Origin of the sequence: Streptomyces sp. NPDC102437 (assembly GCF_044765565.1) — a bacterium.
Classification (GTDB): Bacteria; Actinomycetota; Actinomycetes; order Streptomycetales; family Streptomycetaceae; genus Streptomyces.
Genome location: NZ_JBIWKI010000030.1, coordinates 68,671 through 90,091, shown reverse-complemented (window position 1 = coordinate 90,091; position 21,421 = coordinate 68,671). Strand labels below are relative to the sequence as shown.

The following is a 21,421-nucleotide window of genomic DNA, read 5'->3' as shown; positions in this document are numbered from 1 at the left end:
TCCTTCAGCTCGGCATGCGCCAGATCGATCCCCTTCGCAATCGCAGCCAACGCCTCAGGCGGCACACGAAGACCAGACCCGTCCCCGCTCACCCCACACCCCCGAGACCCACCGCCACCGAATCCGGCACGATCCCCTCAACCGGCGGGAACAACACCCCGTCCTCACCGCCCGCATCCAGCGCCACCCCCGCCGGCCCCGGCAACAACGGCACCATCACATCCAGCAACCGCGCACCCAACACCGTCCGGTACACCCACTCCCGCGCCGCATCCCCCCGAGCCCGCGCAAACCGGGCCAACGCCTCCTCGTCCGAGAACGCACAGATCCAACGGACCCCGCCCTGCTCCGCCGACCACAGATCCCCCGAACCATCCAGCGGCACCAGCACCGCCGTACGCCGAAATTCACCCAGCAACACAGCAAACTCACGCCGAGCCGCCGCTGTCCGGGCTCCCTCCAGCGTCACGGCAGGGGCCGACTCCAGGACCACACCCGGTGTCGACCGCACCTCAGAATCAGGAAGGTCGGCCAAATCTGCGATCTTTGAACACCGAACAGACGGCTCTGCTGCGTCATCCCCGATATCGAACACGCGTCGAATGCTGTCACGGCCCACTTCCCAGGTGCAACGAAGAGAATCGGCCAACCAGGCACGGTTCAAGCCTCAGCGGCTCCACACTCGGGGTTCCCCGCGTGGGTGGCGGTGAGCAGGGCGGCGAGGGCAGCCAGGTGCCCGGCCAGCCGGGCGCCGGGGCGGTCGGTTCCCTCACGCTCGGTTCAGTCCTGCGACTGGGGCGAGTTGCTCCCATCACAGGCTGCGGCAGCGAGCCGATCGCCCCGGCTCCGGGCGATCCGGTGCACGTCGCGCAACGCCTCGACCATGCAGGCCAGGAGGTAACGGAGCTGCACCGAAGTGACGTCGCGGTCGTCGTCGAGCATGTCGTCGGCGTGGTCGAGCAGTTCGACGGCCATGCCGAGCTGCATGCTCTCGATGTTGTCGGCCATACGGGATACGCGTCCGGTCCCGTCACCGATGACGTAACAGGGCTTGCCATCCGGGCCGACCCACGGAAGCAGTCGCGCCGAGGCGCCGGGGATCTGGGTGATCACGTCAACTCCTTGAGGTTGAGGGGCCTTCGACGAAATCCACCCCTGTGTAGCGATTCACTCACAGAGTGAGACGGGGCGGATTAGGCTCGCCAGGGGGTTGGAGGTGACAGAACCGTTGTCGCACGGGAGTTGACCATGAGTAATACCTATGGCGATTGGTTGAAGGCGCAGCGCGAGACGGCAGGCCTGACGCAGCAGCAGCTCGCCGACACGGCGATCATGACGCGGTCGCACATCTCGCACATCGAGGCGGGGCGCCGCATCCCGTCCAAGGAGGACGCACGGCGCCTGGACAAGGCCCTGAACACAGGGAACGTGCTGAGCAGCTTCCTGCCGGGCAAGGATGACGTGGCGGTCGCCGACTACTTCGAGGCGGCGCTCCAGCTCGAACGACAGGCCGCTGTGATTCGCGAGTTCGCACTGACCTTCGTCCCCGGCATCCTTCAGACGGAGGCGTACGCGCGTGCTGTTCTGCGCGTTGGCTTCCCTCCATTGAGCGAGGAGGAGCGTGACAGGCTCGTTGTCACACGACTTGAGCGCTCGCAGATCCTCTCCGACCCTGTGACACCCGTAGTGTGGGCACTGTTGGACGAAGCTGTTCTGCGCCGCCCGGCTGGCAGCTCAAGGATCATGGCGGACCAGCTCGCACACATCGTCCACTTGGTCGAGACCGAGCGTGTGCGTGTGCACGTGATGCCGTTCGGCATGGGAATTCACCCACTCATGCAGAGCATGCTGACGCTGATGTGGTTCGAGGATCAGCCCCCTGTGGCCTATTCCGAAGGGCTGCGCATCGGCAAGGTGCACGATGCTCCGGACATCGTCGAGCGGCTCCAAGGCGCCTATGATCTCGCGCTAGGCGACGCACTGCCGCTGAGAGAGTCCCTCGCCCTGATTCGGGCAGCAACGAAGGAACACGAACACCATGGCTGAGCAGACAATCCCGACTGCTTCATCGCTGAGCGGCTGGCGCAAGTCGTCCCACAGCGGGAACGAGGGAGGCAGCTGCGTCGAGGTGTTGGACAACCACCCCTCAGGCATCCCCATCCGCGACTCCAAGAACCCCCACGGGCCCGCCCTGGTGATCCCGACGGCCGGCTGGTCCGCGTTCGTCACCTCCGTCAAGGGCGGGGCCTTCCTCAGCTGAGGGCGGCCGGCCCGGCCCTGTGTGAGGGACGCCACACGCGAAGCCCGCACAACCCCACACCCTTCCCGAAGGTCTGGGTCGGGGGGGGGGGGGGGGGGGGGGGGGGGCGCACCCCCCCCCCCCCCCCCCCCCCCACCCCCCCCCCCCCCCCGGCGGGGGGGGGGGGGGGGGTGGCCCCCCCCCCCCCCCCCCCCCCCCGACCCAGAACGAAGGAAGGCATGACCCGAGCCACTCGTGCGTCCGCGCTCGCCGCGACCACCGTCCTCGCGACGACCGGAGCCCTGCTCACCTGCACGTCCGCCGCCGGTGCCGCCACGGCGACCGTGACCTGTAAGTCGCCCGTCTTCAAAAGGCAGTTCTACGCGAACACGACCTTCTCCGGTACGCCGAAGAAGACCGACTGCGATTCGAAGATCGATCAGAACTGGGGCACCGGCGCCCCCGCCGCCGGGCTGCCCAGCAACTACTTCGGCGTGCGCTGGACGGTCACCCGGGACTTCGGCTCCGGCGGCCCCTTCTCGATCCCCGTCGCGACCCGCGACGGCCTGCGCGTCTACCTCGACGGCACGCGCAAGGTCGACATCTGGAAGAACGTCTCGACGACCCAGACCAAGACCGTCAACATCACCGTCCCGTCCGGGACGCACACGCTCCGCTTCGACTTCGTCAACTGGACGGGCGCCGCGAACGTCAAGGCGGACTACCTGCCCCGCACGTCCGCCACCGTCGACAAGGTCAAGCCCCTCGTGCCCACCGGCACCTCCCTCACGTACGACTCCTCGTACCGGGCCAACTTCAAATGGACGGCCAACAAGGAGATGGACCTCGCGGGCTACCGCGTGTACCGCCGGCTCCAGGGCACCTCGTACGGCACCAAGCCACTGGCCGCGACGACCTCCACCTCGTACACGGACACCACGCTGCCGAAGAACGGCGCGGTCTACTACTACGAGGTCCGCGCCTACGACAAGGCGGGCAACGAGTCCGCGGGTACGGCGGACAAGCCCGTCACCACCGTCGACAAGAGCGCTCCCGCGGCGCCGAAGGGGGTCGAGGACGCCTGGAAGCCCGACTTCTCCGAGAAGGTCGGCCTCTCCTGGTACGGGAACACCGAGGCGGACCTCGCCGGGTACAACGTGTACCGCTCCACCACCGGCGGGCCGGTCGCGCTCACCCCGGCGAACCGCCTGAACGGCGACAAGCCGCTCAGCAACTCCTGGTACGAGCAGCCGCTGCCGCAGACCGGGGACACGTACTACTACGTCGTCACGGCGGTCGACACGCACGGCAACGAGTCGGCGGCTTCCGGCGCGGCGGCGTTCTACACGCGGGACAAGACGGGTCCCGTGAACACCGCGTACAACGCGAAGGCGGTCGAGGACGAGCGCGGGGTCACGCTGACCTGGGACAAGTCGGAGGCCACCAGCGAGGACTTCGTCGGGTACGCGGTCCTGCGCTACAACAAGCCGCGCACGGAGAGCGGGCGCACGGTCGTGGAGGTCGCCAAGGGCATCCAGGGCACGTCCTTCACGGACGCGGCCCCGCCGCCGGGCGCCACGTACTACTACTTGGTCGTGGCTGCGGACGGCGCGGGGAACTGGGGCACCCCCTCGGTCGAGATGCCGGTCGCCGTCGCAGGGAACAGCACCCCGCCGCCCCCGGTGACGGGCATGACCGCCACCGCCCGGGAGAACGGCGTCTCGCTGAGCTGGGACGCCAGTGACGAGCCCGGTCTCGACCACTACCTCATCATGCGCGGCACCCTCGTCGACGGCGAGTGGGTCTACAAGCCGCTCATCGACGGCTGGACCCTCAGGCCCCAGGAGTTCACGCAGACCCACCACCTCGACCGAACGGTCGCCGATGGCGAGCAGGTCCGCTACAGCGTCGTCGCCGTCGACCAGTACGGCAACCAGCTCGCCCCCGGTACCGGCGCCCCCGTCCAGGACGTCACCGAGCTCGACCTGCGCCCCGACGTCGACGCCGGCCCGGCCGTGGGCGACAACCCGCTCGGCCACCTCAACGGCGACGTGTACGGCTCGGTCCGCTGGTGGCTGGGCAGCGACACGGGCGCCAACGGCAGCAGGGTGACCGGCTTCGCCGTCTACCGCTGGAACCCGTCGACCCATGTCTTCGACAAGGTCGACGTCCAGACGCGCGGTGACATCACCGGCTGGTCGTACGCGGACACCACCATGCCCAAGGGCACGACCACGTACTACCGCGTGACCGCCACCCTCGCCGACGGCACGGAGACGGCCGCCCGCGAGACGGCGATCGCCTCGGTGGACTAGCTCCCGCCAGGGGAAGCGATGGAGGCGCCCGGCCGGAGTTCCCGACCGGGCGCCTCCCTGTTTCGTGCCGCTGCACACCCGCCGCCGACCGGCTCCGTGACCACCTGCTGGGCGGGACCTCGACGCGCCCCTGGCAGACGACGGACGTCGGTCCGCCCGACTGCGCCCGTGCGCAATCGCGCCGGGCGGGGTGTTCGCGCCGGTGCACGAAGGCGTGCCGCGATCTTCGATGCGGGCTTCGAGCGCCCCCGTTTCCGCCTGTCTGCGCAGGTCACGGCCGTGCCACGCTGGCGGCGACCAGGGCACGGAACCCTGGGCACCGTCTGAAAAGAGGTCTCTGTCTTGAACCGCTTCAGCGCGCTTGCCGTCACCTCCCTCGCCCTCACCCTGGGGCTGGCCACCGGGCCCGCCGCGGGCGCGGCTCCGGGGAACGCTGCCACCGGGACCGCCGCCACCGGGAGCGCCAGGGCTTCGTTCAGTTGCAGCCCCGGGTACTTCTGTATCTACAGCGACTGGAACGGGGGTGGTACCCGCTGCCAGTGGTCCGACGAGCGGCGGGCGAATACCGCCGACAACTGCTCGTTCATCCAGCGGGGCCAGAACGTCCGTTCCGTGTGGAACGCGACCGGGCACCGCGTGCAGTACTACACCCAGACCAACTACAACTCCCGGGTCGGCTCCACCCCCGCCGGCAGCGGTGGCAACCTCCAGGGGAACTACCAGATCCGCTCCTTCAAGCCGCAGTAGCGGCGACAGTCACAGAAGGACGCACGACGGTCCTCCCCGGCCAGCCGCCGGGGAGGACCTCCGCATGTCCGCATCAGGGCGATGTCCGTGTCCGGGCGTGCCGCGCATCACCCTGGACAGCTTCCATGACTGCCGGGTAACTTTTGAATGTATCTGAGCAAGCGCTTAGCCAGGCCGCCGGCCGGGCCGACGCCGACCGAAGCTGATCTAGGAGGCACCCCGTGCGCCGTACGGTATTCAACGAGGACCACGAGGCGTTCCGGGAGACCATACGCGCCTTCATCGAGGCTGAGGTCGTCCCCCACTACGACGAGTGGTTCCAGCAGGGCATCGTGCCGCGCGAGCTCTACACCAAGCTCGCCGACCTCGGCCTGTTCGGCATCAACGTGCCCGAGGAGTTCGGCGGCGCCGGCCTGGAGACCCACAAGTTCGAGGCCATCCAGTACGAGGAGACCGCCCGCGCGGGCGTCAACTTCGGCGGCTCCGGCGTGCACGTCCTGCTCGCCCTGCCGTACATCAAGATGCTCGCCAACGACGAGCAGAAGAAGCGCTACCTGCCGAAGTTCGTCTCCGCCGAGGAGATGTGGGCCCTCGCGATGACCGAGCCGGGCACCGGTTCCGACCTCGCGGGCATGAAGACCACCGCCAAGCTCTCCGAAGACGGCACGCACTACGTGCTCAACGGCTCCAAGACCTTCATCACGGGCGGCGTCCACGCCGACCGCGTCATCGTCTGCGCCCGTACCTCGGCGCCGACCGCCGAGGACCGCCGCTTCGGCATCTCCCTGTTCGCCGTCGACACCAAGTCCGAGGGCTACTCCCTGGGCCGCAAGCTCGACAAGCTCGGCCTGCGGACGTCCGACACCGCCGAGCTGGCCTTCGCCGACGTGAAGGTGCCCGTCGAGGACCTGCTCGGCGAGGAGAACAAGGGCTTCTACTACCTCGGCCAGAACCTGCCGTCCGAGCGCTGGGGCATCGCCTACGGCGCGTACGCGCAGGCCAGGGCCGCGGTCCGGTTCGCGCAGGAGTACGTGCAGGAGCGCACCGTCTTCGGCAAGACCGTCGCGTCCTTCCAGAACACCAAGTTCGAGCTGGCCGCCTGCCAGGCCGAGGTGGACGCCGCCGAGGCCGTCGCCGACCGCGCCCTGGAAGCCCTCGACGCCGGTGAGCTGACCGCCGCCGAGGCCGCGTCCGCGAAGCTGTTCTGCACCGAGGTCGCACACCGCGTCATCGACCGCTGCCTCCAGTTGCACGGCGGCTACGGCTACATGAACGAGTACCCGATCGCCCGCCTGTACGCGGACAACCGGGTCAACCGCATCTACGGCGGCACCAACGAGGTCATGAAGTCGATCATCGCCAAGTCCATGGGCCTGTGAGAGCGGCTACGTTCCTTCCATGAGCGCAGCACTCGACTCCCTGCTCGATCTGCTCGACCTGGAGCAGATCGAGCGGGACATCTTCCGGGGTACGAGCCGTTCGGCGGTCGTCCCCCGGGTCTTCGGCGGCCAGGTCGCGGCCCAGGCCCTGGTCGCCGCGGGCCGCACCGTCCCCGCCGACCGGACCGCCCACTCCCTGCATTCCTACTTCCTCCGGATGGGCGACCCGGGCGCGCCGATCGTCTACAGCGTCGACCGCATCCGCGACGGCCGCTCCTTCACCACCCGCCGGGTCGTCGCCGTCCAGCACGGCCAGCCGATCTTCCACCTCTCGGCCTCTTTCCAGACGTACGAGGAGGGCCTGGAGCACCAGGCGGCCATGCCGCCCGCCCCGGACCCGGAGACGCTGCCCACGGCGGCGCAGATGCTGCCCCGGTACGCGGACCGATTCAGCGGGCCGGGGGTCGTGGACCGGCTGATCGAGGCGCGGGCCGCGGTCGACCTGCGGTACGTGGACGAGCCGCCCTTCGGCACCGTCGGCGAACCGCGCGAGCCCCGCTCCCAGGTGTGGTTCCGCACCAACGGGAAACTCGCGGACGACCCGCTGCTCCATGTCTGCATGGCCACGTACGTCTCCGACATGACGCTGCTCGACTCGGTGCTCCTCGCCCATGGGCGCGGGGGCTGGGCGGTCGGCGACGTGGTCGGCGCGAGCCTGGACCACGCGATGTGGTTCCACCGGCCGTTCCGGGCCGACGAATGGCTGCTGTACGACCAGGAGTCACCGTCCGCGTCCGGCGGGCGCGGGCTCGGCCAGGCCCGGATCTACACCCAGGACGGCCGGCTGGCGATCACCGTCATCCAGGAGGGCGTGGTCCGCGTACCCCGGGACTGACGCGTCCGGCACCTGCGGGCCATGCCCCGCCGATTCGGACATACTCCCCACCATGAGCGACGAGACCACAAGTGGTACGAAGTCCGGCGGTGGGGAGTCCACGTTCACGGTCGTCGTCGCGGCAGCCGCCAATCTCGGCATCGCCGTGGCCAAGGCCGTCGCCGGGGTGATCAGCGGATCGAGCGCGATGCTCTCCGAGGCGGCGCACTCGGTCGCCGACACGGTCACCGAACTGCTGCTGCTCACCGCGCTGAAACGCAGCGACAAGCCCGCGGACGAGGAACACCCGCTGGGCTACGGCCCCGAGCGCTACATCTGGGCGATGCTCGCCTCCGTGGCCACGTTCGTCGGCGGTGCGGTCTTCTCGGTCTACGACGGCATCCACGCCCTCACGGAGGGCGGAAAGCCCGGCGATCCGCTCGTCTCGTACATCGTGCTCGGGGTGGCCTTCGTGCTGGAGGCCTTCTCGCTGCGCGTCGGGCTCCGCCAGGTCCGCAGGGAAGCCGCCCGGCTGCGGATGCGCCTCAGGCGCTACTTCCGCCTCACCGCCGACACCGCGGTCAAGGCCGTGGTGATGGAGGACTCCGCGGCGCTGGCGGGTCTGCTGCTCGCCGCGGGCGGCCTGCTCGGCGGCCAGCTGACCGGCTCCGGGGTCTGGGACGGCATCGCGTCGGTCCTGATCGGCCTGCTGCTGGTGTACGTCGCCTGGGTGCTGGGCCGGTCCAACGCCCAGCTGCTGATCGGGCGCCCGGTGCCGGAGCGGGTGCGCGCCGGCATCCGCGAGGAACTGCTCTCCGTCCCGCACATCATCGACGTGCTGGAACTCACCACGCTCATCCAGGGCCCGACCGAGATCCTGATCGCCGCGAAGGTCGACTTCCGGGACGCTTCGACCGCCGACCAGATCGAGTGGGCGTGCGAGGAGGCCGAGGAGCAGCTGCGCGAGCGCTATCCGTCGATCCGCCGCGTGTACCTGGACCCGACACCGGGCCTGAGACAGCGGGGGCGTGGGGCGGGCGGGACGGGTACCGGGCCGGTCTGACCGGGCCGGGACGTTACCGGGCCGGCCCCCCTGCCCCCTCGTCAGCCCCTCGTCAGCCCCTCGTCAGCCCCGCCGCGTCCAGCAGATACTCCGTCATCGGGTCGTAGAACCGCGGGTCCAGCACGTGGTCGTCCAGCGGGACGGCCACCTGGAGCGTCCCCTCCGCCTCGCCGAGGAAGAGTGCCGGGTCGTTGCAGTCCGCGTATCCGATCGCGTCGAGACCGCGCTGCGCCGCGCAACCCGCCCAGCCGTGGTCGGCGACGACCAGGTCCGGCAGCGGGCGGCCCTCGCGCTCCAGGCCGTCCAGGATGGCGGCCATCGGGGCGGGCGAGTGGGTGTGCCAGAGGGTCGCGCCGCGCTCCTGCACGGCGACGTCCGCGAACTGGAACACCATGCCCTCGTCGGCGATCAGCCCCGAGGGGATCCGTACGATCTCGCATCCGGCGGCCCGCAGCGCGTCCGCGGTCTGCCGGTGCACATCGAGGAGCCCGCCCGGATGGCCGGTCGCGAACAGCACCCGCTCCGCCCCCGCCGCCGCCTTCCGCAGCCGCGCCGCCATCCGCTCCAGGGCGTCGACGGTCAGCTCCGGGTCGATGGTGTCCTGCCCGAACCGGTGCTCCGGATCGTCGCTGACCCCACAGCGCTCGGCCATCACCGCCAGTACGTCCTGCTCGTCGCGCCACCGGTCACCGAGCTCCAGGCCGAGCCAGTAGTGGCGGTCGCCGTTGGCGAGCTTGCGGTAGTGGGAGAGGTTGTTGTCGCGCGGTGTGGCGACGTCTCCGGCGATACGCGTACGGACGAGATGTTCGACGAGAGCGGCACGGCTGGGTATCGGCATGAACCCATTGTGCCGTCAGGTGTGCGCAGTGTGCCGGATGTCTTGCCCGACGGACGGATCGAACGTGGCCGCCGGTCAGGGCAGCCGGGTCGAGTGCGTGATCTTCTCCAGGTGGTAGTACTGGGCGACGCACTTTGCCGGCCACGCCCGTCGGCCGTGGTCACCGAAGGGCTCCAGCATCCCGCTGACCGACACCGGCGTGTACGGGAGCACCCGGGCGCCGCGCGCCGCCCCCTCCCGCAGGGCGCGGTCCTGACGGTCCCACCGCTGGGCACGCACGTCCATCTGCCGTTCCAGCCGGAGCAGTGGGACGGCGAGGCCGACGCAGCTCGCGGCGCACATGACGGCGGCGACGCCCGCCGTCGCCGTACGGATCCCCCATCGGCGGGCCCGCAGCCACGGGCCCAGCAGGGCGCCGACGCCGACCAGGAGCAGCACGTACAGCAGGAGGAAGTCGCCCCAGATGCGCGACGCGGTCCCCGCGCCCGCCCCGAAGGCGGGGAGGGCGACGACGATGCAGAGGTAGCCGGAGACCAGGAAGGCGAGGAATCCGACGAGAACCAGGAGGAGGGGCCTGCGGCGAAGGGACCCGTCCGGCACATCCGTTCCTCGCTCGCCTCCGCGCACCAGCAGGCCCAGCAGCACGCCGACGGCGACCGCTCCCAGGTACTGCCACGTCGTGAAGACCGTCGCCAGGACGTGTGCGAACGCCCGCAGCGCCGCGGTCAGCGCCTCAGGGCCGAACATGGAGGTGCTGTCGGCGCCGAACCGTCCGCGCCGGAAGCGTGCGCCGGGCGACAGGTACAGGATGGCCACCCCGACGGCGACCCCGGCGAAGGCGACCACGCACCAGACGCGCGTACGGGTCCGGCCGGCCCCGGGAAGGGCCCACCGGCTCGTCAGCAGGGCGGCGGCGAGCACGACGACCGCGACGATCGCCGTCTCCTCCGACAGGGTGCCGATGAACATCCCCGCCAGGTACGCGACGCCCAGCGCGAAGTCGCGTCCCCGCCGCGTCCGTGCCCGCAGCAGCGGGATCACGGCGGCACAGGCCAGCACCGGTGCGACGGTGTGCGAGACGGAGGAGGCGGGCCAGTAGAACGCCTTGTACGGGTTGGGCGTCGCGAAGAAGAGGAGTGCCGCCGTCGTCGCGCCGACCAGCAGCGCCAGCCCACGTGGCGTGGTCAGCCCGGCCCTCCTGAGCGCGGAGGCGACCAGCGCCCAGAGGATGCCCAGCATGAGCACCCCGCTGACCAGGGCGAACCATTGGTGACCTGGGACGCCGAAGGCTCCGTACCCGATGACGAGCAACGCGTTGGCGATGCGTCCGTTGTCGTGGAGGAAGAACTTCCCGATCATCCCAGCGGCGCCCTCGTCCCGGACGACCGGGAGGAAGCACCAGTCGTCCCCTCCCGGGCGGACCAGCCTGCCGATCCAGAAAGCCGCGCCGAGCAGGGCGAGCGGCAGCAGTGCGAGGCCCGATGTCCCGATCGCCGCCCACCGCCTCGCGGGTCCCGGACCAGGTTCCGTCCGGGGGGATTTCTCGCCCTCCGCCTGTGTGCCGGCGGATTTCGGCGTGTCCGTGGTCATGTGCGCTGGTGCCCTTCGTGCGTTGCTCGCCTCCTGCGCGCCAGAAGGTTCAGGCGGTGGGTTCACGGTGTGGTGTGTCCGGTACTGCTCCCGGCCGGGCCGCAGTCCTGCCGGGCGAGGGCGGCACCGGAGTCGATGGCCCAGCGGGCGAGCAGGAACGAAAAGGGAGTGGCGAGGATCCCTGCGGCCACGGCGGCGATGTTCTTGTCCATGCCCAGACTGCTCACGCCGAGGTAGAGCAGAATTCCGGTGAGTACGAGATTGACGACGCTCGACAGGGGATACCGGACGAAGGCGTGCCAGGTCGGCCTCGTGTGGCAGGTGATGCAGGAGTTGAGCAGGAATGATCCCACGACGCTGACCGAGTATCCGATGACATGTGCGGCCAGATAGGGAATCCACACGTTCAGCGAGGCGTATACCGCCAGGTATACCGCCGTATTGATGATTCCGATCAATCCGAATTCGATGAACTGGCGCAGGGTGCGCCTTGTCGGTGCCCCGAGCGCGGTCGCCCCGGTGCGTCGCGCCGACGGTCTCCCGCCCCCGGGGGCGGACGGGCCCGGGGGCAACTCCGCCGGAATATCGACCAGGTGGGCGCGCGGAGATTCGTCCGTCTCCCGCACCAGGTAGTGCGGGCGGCGTTTCGACTCGGAGTAGATCCGTCCCACGTATTCACCGATGACGCCGAGCGTGGCGAGCTGGATTCCGCCGAGCGCCACGACAGCGGTCAGCAGGGTGGTGTAGCCGGGTACGACGACACCGTGGAGCACGACGCCGACGATGGTCCACACGGCGTATCCCAGTGCCGCCAGCGCGAGCGCGAGGCCGATGTGGATGGCCAGGCGCAGCGGATGACTGTTGAAGGAGACCAGCCCGTCGATCCCGTAGTTGAGCAGGCGTCTGCCGCCCCACTTCGAACTTCCCGCCGCGCGCTGGACGTTCGGGTAGGTGAAACCGACGGTGTCGAAGCCGATCCAGGAGAAGATCCCCTTGGAGAACCGGTTGGTCTCGGGCATCGCGAGCACGGCGTCCACGGCGGTGCGTGACAGCAGTCTGAAGTCGCCCTCGCCGTCGACGACCTCGACGTCCATGCACCGGCCGACGGCCCGGTAGTAGAGGGCGCTGAGAAAGGTGCGCAGGGCGCCTTCTCCCGCGCGGTCGCGCCGCGCGACGACCTGGTCGTAGCCGCGCTGCCGCAGCTCCAGCATGCGGGGCAGCAGTTCGGGCGGGTGCTGGAGGTCGGCGTCCATGAGGACGACGGCGTCACCGCGGGACATGCGCAGTCCCGCGAGCATGGCGGCCTCCTTGCCGAAGTTGCGACTGAAGGAGGTGTAGCGGACCCTCCGGTCCGCAGTGGCGAGCGAACCGATCCGGAGCCTGGTCCGGTCGCTGCTGCCATCGTCGACATAACAGATCTCGAAGGTCCGCCGAGTCGGTTCGAGGGAGGAGATCAACGCACGGTGGAATACCTCGATGATCTCGTCCTCATTGAAACAGGGGACAACGATCGAAACCTGACATGTTTTCATTCAAATTCCTCATCAGGCGCGTATGAGACAGCTCAAACCATAAGCCTGCGGACCCCGCGGAACTGCGTCCGACGGCGCTCATCGAGGAAAATGAAAGGGAATACGAGGAGACACCTCTCCCTTTTCGCATTAATTCATATGTTCAAGGCCGGGCGGGAAACGCGGACCCACCCGCCGGACACCCGCCGACCCGCCCTACGCGCGGGCCGCCGCCTCGAACGCCCCGCGGGCCAGTCGGTGCAGCAGTGCCGCCGTGTCCGCGCGGTCCGGCTGGGCGCCGGGCCGGCCCAGGTGCGGGGTCGAGTTCAGCAGGCCGAAGACGGCGTGGACGGCGGCGCGGGCCTCGTGCTCGGGCAGGTCCTGGTACATCTCGCGGACCACCTCCACCCACACCTCGACGTACTGCCGCTGGAGCTGACGGACCCGCTTGCGGTCGGCGTCCCGGAGCCGGTCCAGCTCGCGGTCGTGGAGGGTGATCAGGGGGCGGTCGTCGAGGGCGAAGTCGATGTGCCCCTCGATGAGCGCGTCGAGCAGGGCCCGCGGGGATCCGTCCTCGCACGCCGCGTCCTGCGACACGCGCAGCCGCCCGCCCGCCAGCAGCCGCTCACTGATGCCGACCAGCAGCTCGGCGAGCATCGCGTCCTTGCCGGGGAAGTGGCGATAGAGCCCGGGACCGCTGATTCCGACGGCGGCACCTATCTCGTCGACACCGACGCCGTGGAAACCGCGCTCGGCAAAGAGGCGGGCGGCCTCCTTGAGGATCTGCTCGCGGCGGGTGGGGGCGTCCGTCCTCGTGGTCATGGATTCGATTCTAGACAGTCGGGTTAGCGAACGTTAACTCCTGCCGGGCCGCGCCCACAGCGTCACGGCCCGCAGCAGCCGCTCCACCGGACCGAGCCGGTACCGGCGCGTCAGCCACCCGCTCAGGGCGAGCCGGCAGGCGTACAGCACCAGCGCCCCGCCAGCCGCCGCCGCGGCGGCGGCCGTACGCCCGTACAGGCCGAGCCCGTAGCCGGAGAAGACCAGGGCCATGACGAGCGACTGGCTCAGATAGTTGGTCAGCGCCATCCGCCCGGCGGGCGCGAGGACCCGGGCCGTCGCGGCACCGCCCCTCGTGGTGAACCAGAGCAGCAGCCCGGTGGCGTACGCGGCCGAGAGCGCCGGGGGTGCCACGATGCCGACCGCCAGGCCCAGCAGCGTCCAGCGTTCCGGCAGCGGTCCCACGAGCGCCGCGGCGGAGAGGACCACCCCGCGAACCCCGACGGCGAGACCCGTCAGGCAGATGCGGCGCAGCCGCACCCGGTCGGCGAGCACGGCCGCCCCGAGCCAGCGTCGCCGCCCCGGGGCAGGGAGCGGCGCGGGCCATTATTCCGCCCGGGCATTCCGCCCTGGACAAGGCTGTTAGCGCTCGTTAACCTGAAGTCGGACGTTAACGGTCACTAACTACTGCGGTACGGGCAAGGGGGCTCGACACGATGCAGCAGGCACCGGTGCTGGCGAGCGCGGCCGATCCCGCCTCCGAGGCCTGGAAGGCCAACGAGGCGGCGCATCACGCGCTCGCCGACGAGTTGCGTGAGCGGCTCGCCACGGCCAGGCTCGGCGGGGGTGAGAGGGCCCGCGCCCGGCATGTGGCGCGCGGCAAGCTGCTGCCCAGGGAGCGGGTGGACACCCTGCTCGACCCGGGTTCCCCGTTCCTGGAGCTGGCCCCGCTGGCGGCCGAGGGGCTGTACGGGGGCGCCGCCCCGGCGGCCGGGGTGATCGCCGGGATCGGCCGGGTCAGTGGCCGGGAGTGCGTGATCGTCGCCAATGACGCGACCGTCAAGGGCGGCACGTACTACCCGATGACGGTGAAGAAGCACCTGCGGGCCCAGGAAGTGGCGCTGGAGAACCGTCTCCCCTGCCTGTATCTCGTCGACTCGGGCGGCGCGTTCCTGCCGATGCAGGACGAGGTCTTCCCCGACCGGGAGCACTTCGGCCGGATCTTCTACAACCAGGCCCGGATGTCGGGGGCCGGCATTCCGCAGATCGCGGCGGTGCTGGGCTCATGCACGGCGGGCGGGGCGTACGTCCCCGCGATGAGCGACGAGGCCGTGATCGTCCGCAACCAGGGCACAATCTTCCTGGGCGGCCCGCCGCTGGTGAAGGCCGCGACCGGTGAGGTCGTGACGGCCGAGGAGCTGGGCGGCGGCGAGGTGCACTCCCGTACGTCTGGGGTGACCGACCATCTCGCCGAGGACGACGCGCACGCGCTGCGGATCGTGCGGAACATCGTCGCCACCCTGCCGGACCGGGGCGCGCTCCCGTGGTCCGTGCAGCCCGTCGAGGAGCCGAAGGTCGATCCCGCGGGTCTGTACGGCGCCGTCCCGGTCGACTCCCGCACCCCGTACGACGTGCGCGAGGTGATCGCCCGGGTCGTCGACGGCTCGCGGTTCGCCGAGTTCAAGGCCGAGTACGGGACGACGCTGATCACCGGCTTCGCCCGGATCCACGGGCACCCGGTCGGGATCGTCGCCAACAACGGCATCCTGTTCTCCGAGTCCGCCCAGAAGGGCGCCCACTTCATCGAGCTGTGCGACCAGCGCGGTATCCCGCTGGTCTTCCTGCAGAACATCTCCGGGTTCATGGTCGGCCGGGACTACGAGGCCGGCGGCATCGCCAAGCACGGCGCCAAGATGGTCACGGCGGTCGCCTGCACCCGCGTCCCGAAGCTGACCGTGGTGGTCGGCGGTTCGTACGGGGCGGGCAACTACTCCATGTGCGGCCGGGCCTACTCCCCCCGCTTCCTGTGGATGTGGCCCAACGCGAAGATCTCCGTCATGGGCGGCGAGCAGGCCGCGTCCGTCCTCGCGACGGTCAAGCGCGACCAGCTGGGCGACGACTGGAGCACGGCCGACGAGGAGGCCTTCAAGGCCCCGATCCGCGAGCAGTACGAGACCCAGGGCAATGCCTACTACGCCACGGCCAGGCTCTGGGACGACGGCGTGATCGACCCGCTGGAGACCCGGCAGGTGCTGGGGCTGGCTCTTACCGCGTGCGCTAACGCCCCACTTCCCCAGAGGGACTACACAACGCCCGGCTTCGGCGTCTTCCGGATGTGAGGAACAGATGACGATGTTCGACACGGTTCTGGTCGCCAACCGCGGCGAGATCGCGGTACGTGTCATCCGCACGCTGCGGGAGCTGGGCGTCCGCTCGGTCGCCGTCTTCAGCGACGCGGACGCGGATGCCCGGCACGTGCGGGAGGCCGACACGGCGGTACGGATCGGGCCCGCCCCGGCCGCGATGAGCTATCTGAGCGTGCCCGCGCTGCTGGACGCGGCCCGTCGCACCGGCGCGCAGGCCGTCCACCCGGGATACGGATTCCTCGCCGAGAACGCGGGCTTCGCGCGGGCGTGCGCCGAGGCGGGGCTGGTCTTCATCGGCCCGCCCGCCTCCGCGATCACGCTGATGGGCGACAAGATCCGGGCCAAGGAGACGGTCGCGGCGGCCGGGGTTCCGGTGGTGCCCGGCTCGTCCGGGAGCGGGCTCACCGATGCCCAGCTGGTCGACGCGGCCGGCGGGATCGGGATGCCGGTGCTGCTGAAGCCCTCGGCGGGCGGCGGCGGCAAGGGCATGCGGCTGGTGCGCGACGAGACCCTGCTCGGGGACGAGATCGCGGCCGCCCGGCGCGAGGCGCGGTCCTCGTTCGGCGACGACACCCTGCTGGTGGAGCGGTGGATCGACCGCCCCCGGCACATCGAGATCCAGGTGCTGGCCGACACCCACGGCAACGTGGTCCACCTCGGCGAGCGCGAGTGCTCGCTCCAGCGCCGCCACCAGAAGATCATCGAGGAGGCGCCCTCCGTCCTGCTCGACGAGGAGACCCGGGCGGCGATGGGCGAAGCGGCCGTCCAGGCGGCGCGCTCCTGCGGCTACGTCGGCGCGGGCACGGTGGAGTTCATCGTCCCGGGCAACGACCCCGCCTCGTACTACTTCATGGAGATGAACACCCGCCTCCAGGTCGAGCACCCGGTCACCGAGCTGGTCACCGGCCTGGACCTGGTGGAGTGGCAGCTCAGGGTCGCGGCAGGCGAGCAACTCCCCTACCAGCAGCAGGACATCACACTCACCGGCCACGCCATCGAGGCCCGGATCTGCGCCGAGGACCCGGCCCGCGGCTTCCTGCCCTCCGGCGGCACGGTCCTCACGCTGCACGAGCCGCAGGGCAACGGCGTGCGGACGGACTCCGGGCTCGGCACGGGCGGCGAGGTCGGCAGCCTGTACGACCCGATGCTGTCGAAGGTCATCGCGTACGGCCCCGACCGCCCCACCGCCTTGCGCCGGCTGCGGACGGCGCTCGCGGACACGGTCATCCTCGGCGTCCCGACCAACGCCGGATTCCTGCGCCGGCTGCTCGCCCACCCGGCGGTGGCGGCGGGCGACCTGGACACGGGTCTGGTGGAGCGCGAGGCGTCCGGCCTGGTCCCGCAGGGCGTCCCCGAGGAGGTGTACGCGGCAGCCGCACTCCTGCACCACTGCGCCGCCTCCCCCACCGACGTCCCCACCGGCTGGGTGGACCCGTTCTCGGTACCGAGCGGCTGGCGGCTCGGCGGCACCCCGGCCCGCACGGTGCTCGATTTCCGGCTGCCGGGCCACGACCCGGTGCAGGTCTCGCTGCGTTCCTGTCCGACCGGTACGGAGCTGACGTTCGGCCACGTCGGGGAGGGCGCCGAGCCGCCGCAGCCCGTGACGGGGGCCTGCGGCCCGCTGGCCCCGCTGCCCGGCGGCAAGGAGACGGCCAGGCTGGTCGAGATCTCCGGCCCCCGCCTCACCCTCGAACTCGCCGGTGTCACTCACGCGTTCAGCCACGCCCCCTCCCCGGACGGGGTGTGGCTCGGCCGGGACGGCGACAGCTGGCACGTACAGGATCACGACCCGGTGGAGGCGTCGCTGGCCGGCGCGGGCCGTTCCGGGGCGGACACCCTCGCCGCGCCCATGCCGGGCACCGTGACGGTCGTGAAGGTGGCGGTCGGTGACGAGGTCGTGGCCGGTCAGAGCCTGCTCGTGGTGGAGGCCATGAAGATGGAGCACGTCATCTCCGCCCCGCATGCCGGGACCGTGACCGAACTGGACGTCAGCGCCGGCGCCACGGTCGCCATGGACCAGATCCTGGCCGTGGTGGCCCCCGCGGAATACTCCGAGGCTCCCGGGGAGGAAGCATGACCACGCCCCGCACACTGCCCATGACCGTCCCGGCCCAGGACCTGCCCGCCCGGGTCCGCATCCACGAGGTCGGTGCCCGCGACGGGCTGCAGAACGAGAAGGCCGTCGTACCGACCGCGGTGAAGGCGGAGTTCATCCACCGGCTGGCGGCGTCGGGCCTGACCACCATCGAGGCGACCAGCTTCGTGCATCCCAAGTGGGTGCCCCAACTGGCCGACGCCGAGGATCTGTTCCCCCGCCTGGCCGACATCGACGGCGTCGCGCTGCCGGTCCTGGTCCCGAACGAACGCGGCCTGGACCGGGCGCTGGCGCTCGGCGCCCGCCGGATCGCGGTGTTCGGCTCGGCGACCGAGACGTTCGCCGCCCGTAATCTCAACCGCACCGTCGACGAGTCACTCGCCATGTTCGAGCCGGTCGTCGCCCGCGCCAAGGCCGACAAGGTGCACGTCCGCGGCTACCTGTCGATGTGCTTCGGCGACCCGTGGGAGGGGCCCGTCCCCGTCCACCAGGTCGTCCGGGTCGCCAAGGCGCTGATGGACCTCGGCTGCGACGAGCTCTCCCTCGGCGACACCATCGGCGTCGCCACGCCGGGCCACGTTCTGACCCTGCTCTCGGAGCTGAACGAGGAAGGGGTACGCACCGACACCATCGGCGTGCACTTCCACGACACGTACGGCCAGGCCCTCTCCAACACCCTCGCCGCGCTCCAGCACGGGGTGACCACGGTGGACGCCTCCGCGGGCGGCCTCGGAGGCTGCCCGTACGCGAAGAGCGCGACCGGAAACCTCGCCACCGAGGACCTCGTGTGGATGCTCCAGGGCCTCGGTATCGAAACCGGGGTCGATCTCGACGCGCTCACCGCCACCAGCGTGTGGCTCGCCGAACAACTGGGCCGACCCAGCCCGTCCCGTACCGTCCGCGCGCTCTCGGTGCGATAGACACCCGTTCCCACAAGGAGTGACCCCTGCCATGTCCCTGGACCACCGGCTGACCGCCGAACACGAGGAACTGCGGCGCACCGTCGAGGAGTTCGCGCACGACGTGGTCGCGCCGAAGATCGGCGACTTCTACGAACGGCACGAGTTCCCGTACGAGATCGTGCGGGAGATGGGGCGCATGGGCCTGTTCGGGCTCCCGTTCCCCGAGGAGTACGGCGGCATGGGCGGCGACTACCTCGCCCTCGGGATCGCCCTGGAGGAACTGGCCCGGGTCGACTCCTCCGTGGCGATCACCCTGGAGGCCGGGGTCTCGCTCGGCGCCATGCCGGTCTACCGCTTCGGCACCGAGGAGCAGAAGCAGCGGTGGCTGCCGAAGCTCTGCTCTGGCGAGGCGCTCGGCGCGTTCGGCCTGACCGAGCCGGACGGCGGCTCGGACGCGGGCGGCACCCGGACGACGGCGGTGCGCGACGAGGCCACCGGCGAGTGGGTGATCAACGGCTCCAAGTGCTTCATCACCAACTCCGGTACGGACATCACGGAGCTGGTCACGGTGACGGCGGTGACCGGCCGCAAGGAGAACGGCGCCCCGCTCATCTCCTCGATCATCGTGCCGTCCGGCACCCCCGGCTTCACGGTCGCGGCCCCGTACTCCAAGGTCGGCTGGAACGCCTCGGACACCCGCGAGCTGTCCTTCTCCGACGTCCGCGTCCCGCTGGCCAACCTGCTGGGCGAGGAGGGCCGGGGCTACGCCCAGTTCCTGCGCATCCTGGACGAGGGCCGGATCGCCATCTCCGCCCTGTCCACGGGCCTGGCCCAGGGCTGCGTCGACGAGTCGGTGAAGTACGCCGCCGAGCGCCACGCCTTCGGCCGCCCGATCGGCGCCAACCAGGCCATCCAGTTCAAGATCGCGGACATGGAGATGCGCGCCCACATGGCCCGCGTCGGCTGGCGCGACGCCGCCTCGCGCATGGTGGCGGGCGAACCCTTCAAGAAGGAGGCCGCGATCGCGAAGCTGTACTCCTCGACGGTGGCGGTGGACAACGCCCGCGAGGCGACCCAGATCCACGGCGGCTACGGCTTCATGAACGAGTACCCGGTGGCCAGGATGTGGCGCGACTCCAAGATCCTTGAGATCGGCGAGGGCACGAGCGAGGTCCAGCGCATGCTGATCGCCCGCGAACTGGGCCTGCCGTCCTGACGCAGCGCCGACACGATGGGGCGGGCCTCTCCGGAGGCCCGCCCCATCCGTACGCCGCCGGCCTCACGCCCCGCGGGTGACCGTACGGCGCGAGATCACAATCCCGTCGACGGTGAACTCGTGGTCGATGCGAGTGACCGATCACTTGTGGGCACGCCACATCTCCTCGACACGTGTGACCACGTGCAACGCTCGGTCGATCGGCAGCGGCCCTCCACGGACAACGGTGCGTTCGCGTGGATCATGCTGTGTTCGGGGCTGTACGGGACGCGTAGTGGCGTGTGCCGGTGACGATGAGTGAGACGTTCTGCCCACCGAAGCCGAAGGAGTTGCTGAGCACGGCCTCCTGGGGGACGTCTCGCCGCTCTGCGACGACATCGAGATCGATGTCGGGACCGACGCCGGCCGCGGTGATGTTGCGGGTCGGCGGGATGACGCCGTGCTCCACACTGAGGACGGCGATGAGCGCTTCGATCGCGCCGGCGGCGCCGAAGAGATGACCGAGCGCAGCCTTGGGGGCTGTCACGGTGGCGCGGCCGAAGACCTCCCCGATCGCGTGCGCCTCGGCGACGTCGCCGACCGGAGTTCCGGTGGCGTGGGCGTTGACATGGCTGATCCGCTCGGGAGCCAGACCGGCTTGTGCGAGTGCCTTCCGCATGGCCGAGATCTGACCGGAGCCATCGGCAGCGGGCGCCGTGATGTGGTGAGCGTCGGCGGCGATGCCGGCGCCCGCCAGCACCGCGTGGACGCGGGCCCCTCGGGCGGCGGCGTGCTCGGCGCTTTCGAGGACCACGACAGCGGCGCCTTCGCTGAGGACGAATCCGCTGCGGTCCGCAGCGAACGGCCGGGACGCCGCCGCAGGTTCGGCGGTATGCCGCGACAGCGCTTGTGCCTGGGCGAAGCCGGCGACGGTGATCGGAGTGATCGCGGCCTCGGTCCCGCCCGCGATGACCACGTCCGCCTCGCCGGAACGGATGAGCCTGGCCCCAAGGGCGATCGCCTCGGCACCGGAAGAGCACGCCGAGACGGGCGTGTAGACCCCGGCCCGTGCACCGTATTCGATGCTGATCAGCGCCGCCGCCGCATTGGGCATGAGCATGGGGACCGTGCGTGGTGAGACGCGCCGGATCCCGGCCGTTTCCAGTACGTCGTCCTCCTTCAGCAGCGTCCGTACGCCACCGATGCCGGTGCCGATCGCCGATGCGAGCCGGTCGGGGTCCGCCTCCGGGGTGCCGGCATCGGCCCAGGCTTCGGCCGCCGCGGCGAGGGCCGCCTGCTGCGAGCGGTCGAGCCGCCTGGCCTGTACCGGCAGCAGCAGCTCGGCGGGGTCGATCGCCATCGTCCCCGCGACGATGTCGGGAAGGCCGACGTCCTCGTGGCCGCGCAGGACGCCGCCGCGGATGCCGGACTCGCCGGCAAGCAGGGCGTCCCAGGTGGACGCCACGTCTGCCCCGAGTGGGGTGATCGCGCCGAGTCCGGTCACGACGACTTCAGTCCGGTGCATGC

18 protein-coding genes and 1 pseudogene are annotated in these 21,421 nt (G+C 70.5%); 11 read left to right on the top strand and 8 right to left on the bottom strand.

Features of this window, described 5'->3' with window-relative positions; genetic code table 11:
• Positions 1-88 precede the first annotated feature (88 nt).
• Together ACIRJP_RS30885 and ACIRJP_RS30880 are read right to left on the bottom strand one after the other, a co-directional pair.
• Positions 89-649 carry an SseB family protein gene (locus ACIRJP_RS30885; protein ID WP_404181114.1) on the bottom strand — a complete coding sequence of 187 codons (561 nt, stop codon included), beginning with the start codon at positions 647-649 and terminating at the stop codon, positions 89-91.
• A 131-nt stretch (positions 650-780) separates the two neighbouring features.
• Positions 781-1,110: a hypothetical protein gene (locus ACIRJP_RS30880; protein WP_404181126.1), complete on the bottom strand. Its 330-nt coding sequence runs from the start codon at positions 1,108-1,110 to the stop codon at positions 781-783.
• 138 nt (positions 1,111-1,248) lie between these two features.
• Here ACIRJP_RS30880 and ACIRJP_RS30875 point away from each other — a divergent pair, with 138 nt between their 5' ends.
• The 7 genes from ACIRJP_RS30875 (at position 1,249) to ACIRJP_RS30845 (ending at position 8,617) form a co-directional block, all read left to right on the top strand.
• Positions 1,249-2,046 carry a helix-turn-helix domain-containing protein gene (locus tag ACIRJP_RS30875; RefSeq protein WP_404181111.1) on the top strand — a complete coding sequence of 266 codons (798 nt, stop codon included), beginning with the start codon at positions 1,249-1,251 and terminating at the stop codon, positions 2,044-2,046.
• Positions 2,039-2,260: a DUF397 domain-containing protein gene (locus tag ACIRJP_RS30870; protein WP_404181108.1), complete on the top strand. Its 222-nt coding sequence runs from the start codon at positions 2,039-2,041 to the stop codon at positions 2,258-2,260. Before ACIRJP_RS30875 ends, ACIRJP_RS30870 begins: the two co-directional genes overlap by 8 nt.
• 218 nt (positions 2,261-2,478) lie before the next feature.
• Positions 2,479-4,554, top strand: coding sequence for a PA14 domain-containing protein (locus ACIRJP_RS30865; RefSeq protein WP_404181105.1), 2,076 nt, complete (start codon positions 2,479-2,481; stop codon positions 4,552-4,554).
• 342 nt (positions 4,555-4,896) lie between these two features.
• Complete coding sequence (locus ACIRJP_RS30860) at positions 4,897-5,301, top strand: peptidase inhibitor family I36 protein (protein ID WP_404181102.1); 405 nt, start codon at positions 4,897-4,899, stop codon at positions 5,299-5,301.
• Positions 5,302-5,522: 221 nt separating this feature from the next.
• The gene (locus ACIRJP_RS30855; protein ID WP_351260642.1) at positions 5,523-6,680 is read left to right on the top strand and encodes an acyl-CoA dehydrogenase family protein; all 1,158 of its coding nucleotides are present in this window, start codon (positions 5,523-5,525) and stop codon (positions 6,678-6,680) included.
• A gap of 19 nt (positions 6,681-6,699) precedes the next feature.
• Positions 6,700-7,575, top strand: coding sequence for an acyl-CoA thioesterase II (locus ACIRJP_RS30850; RefSeq protein ID WP_358943057.1), 876 nt, complete (start codon positions 6,700-6,702; stop codon positions 7,573-7,575).
• 52 nt (positions 7,576-7,627) lie between these two features.
• Positions 7,628-8,617: a cation diffusion facilitator family transporter gene (locus tag ACIRJP_RS30845; RefSeq protein ID WP_404181098.1), complete on the top strand. Its 990-nt coding sequence runs from the start codon at positions 7,628-7,630 to the stop codon at positions 8,615-8,617.
• Positions 8,618-8,669: 52 nt separating this feature from the next.
• Here ACIRJP_RS30845 and ACIRJP_RS30840 read toward each other — a convergent pair whose 3' ends face one another.
• The 5 genes and pseudogenes from ACIRJP_RS30840 to ACIRJP_RS30820 all read right to left on the bottom strand — a co-directional run.
• Positions 8,670-9,455 (bottom strand): phosphatase, encoded by a 786-nt coding sequence (locus ACIRJP_RS30840; protein WP_383710656.1) that lies wholly within the window; start codon positions 9,453-9,455, stop codon positions 8,670-8,672.
• Between the two features lie 75 nt (positions 9,456-9,530).
• Entirely contained in the window at positions 9,531-11,045 is a 1,515-nt protein-coding gene (locus ACIRJP_RS30835; RefSeq protein WP_404181095.1) for a DUF6056 family protein, read from the bottom strand.
• Between the two features lie 62 nt (positions 11,046-11,107).
• Positions 11,108-12,577, bottom strand: a complete 1,470-nt coding sequence (locus ACIRJP_RS30830) for a glycosyltransferase (protein WP_404181092.1) — start codon at positions 12,575-12,577, stop codon at positions 11,108-11,110.
• Positions 12,578-12,772: 195 nt separating this feature from the next.
• On the bottom strand, positions 12,773-13,378 hold the full coding sequence (locus tag ACIRJP_RS30825; protein WP_404181089.1) for a TetR/AcrR family transcriptional regulator: 606 nt from the start codon (positions 13,376-13,378) through the stop codon (positions 12,773-12,775).
• Positions 13,379-13,411: 33 nt separating this feature from the next.
• Positions 13,412-13,900 (bottom strand): annotated as a pseudogene (locus ACIRJP_RS30820) (DUF418 domain-containing protein); the annotation flags it as partial.
• Positions 13,901-14,052: 152 nt separating this feature from the next.
• On the opposite strand from ACIRJP_RS30820, the gene ACIRJP_RS30815 reads away from it, so the two are divergent.
• Genes ACIRJP_RS30815 through ACIRJP_RS30800 form a run of 4 tightly spaced genes read left to right on the top strand, consistent with a single transcriptional unit; the run spans position 14,053 to position 19,915 of the window.
• Positions 14,053-15,675 carry a carboxyl transferase domain-containing protein gene (locus ACIRJP_RS30815; RefSeq protein WP_404181086.1) on the top strand — a complete coding sequence of 541 codons (1,623 nt, stop codon included), beginning with the start codon at positions 14,053-14,055 and terminating at the stop codon, positions 15,673-15,675.
• 7 nt (positions 15,676-15,682) lie between these two features.
• Positions 15,683-17,779, top strand: coding sequence for an acetyl-CoA carboxylase biotin carboxylase subunit (locus ACIRJP_RS30810; RefSeq protein WP_404181083.1), 2,097 nt, complete (start codon positions 15,683-15,685; stop codon positions 17,777-17,779).
• Complete coding sequence (locus ACIRJP_RS30805) at positions 17,776-18,717, top strand: hydroxymethylglutaryl-CoA lyase (protein ID WP_404181080.1); 942 nt, start codon at positions 17,776-17,778, stop codon at positions 18,715-18,717. The genes ACIRJP_RS30810 and ACIRJP_RS30805 overlap by 4 nt, the downstream gene beginning before the upstream one ends.
• 31 nt (positions 18,718-18,748) lie before the next feature.
• Positions 18,749-19,915 (top strand): acyl-CoA dehydrogenase family protein, encoded by a 1,167-nt coding sequence (locus tag ACIRJP_RS30800; RefSeq protein WP_383710676.1) that lies wholly within the window; start codon positions 18,749-18,751, stop codon positions 19,913-19,915.
• Between the two features lie 241 nt (positions 19,916-20,156).
• On the opposite strand, the gene ACIRJP_RS30795 is transcribed toward ACIRJP_RS30800, so the two are convergent.
• Positions 20,157-21,419 (bottom strand): beta-ketoacyl-[acyl-carrier-protein] synthase family protein, encoded by a 1,263-nt coding sequence (locus ACIRJP_RS30795; RefSeq protein ID WP_404181077.1) that lies wholly within the window; start codon positions 21,417-21,419, stop codon positions 20,157-20,159.
• Between the last annotated feature and the right edge of the window lie 2 nt (positions 21,420-21,421).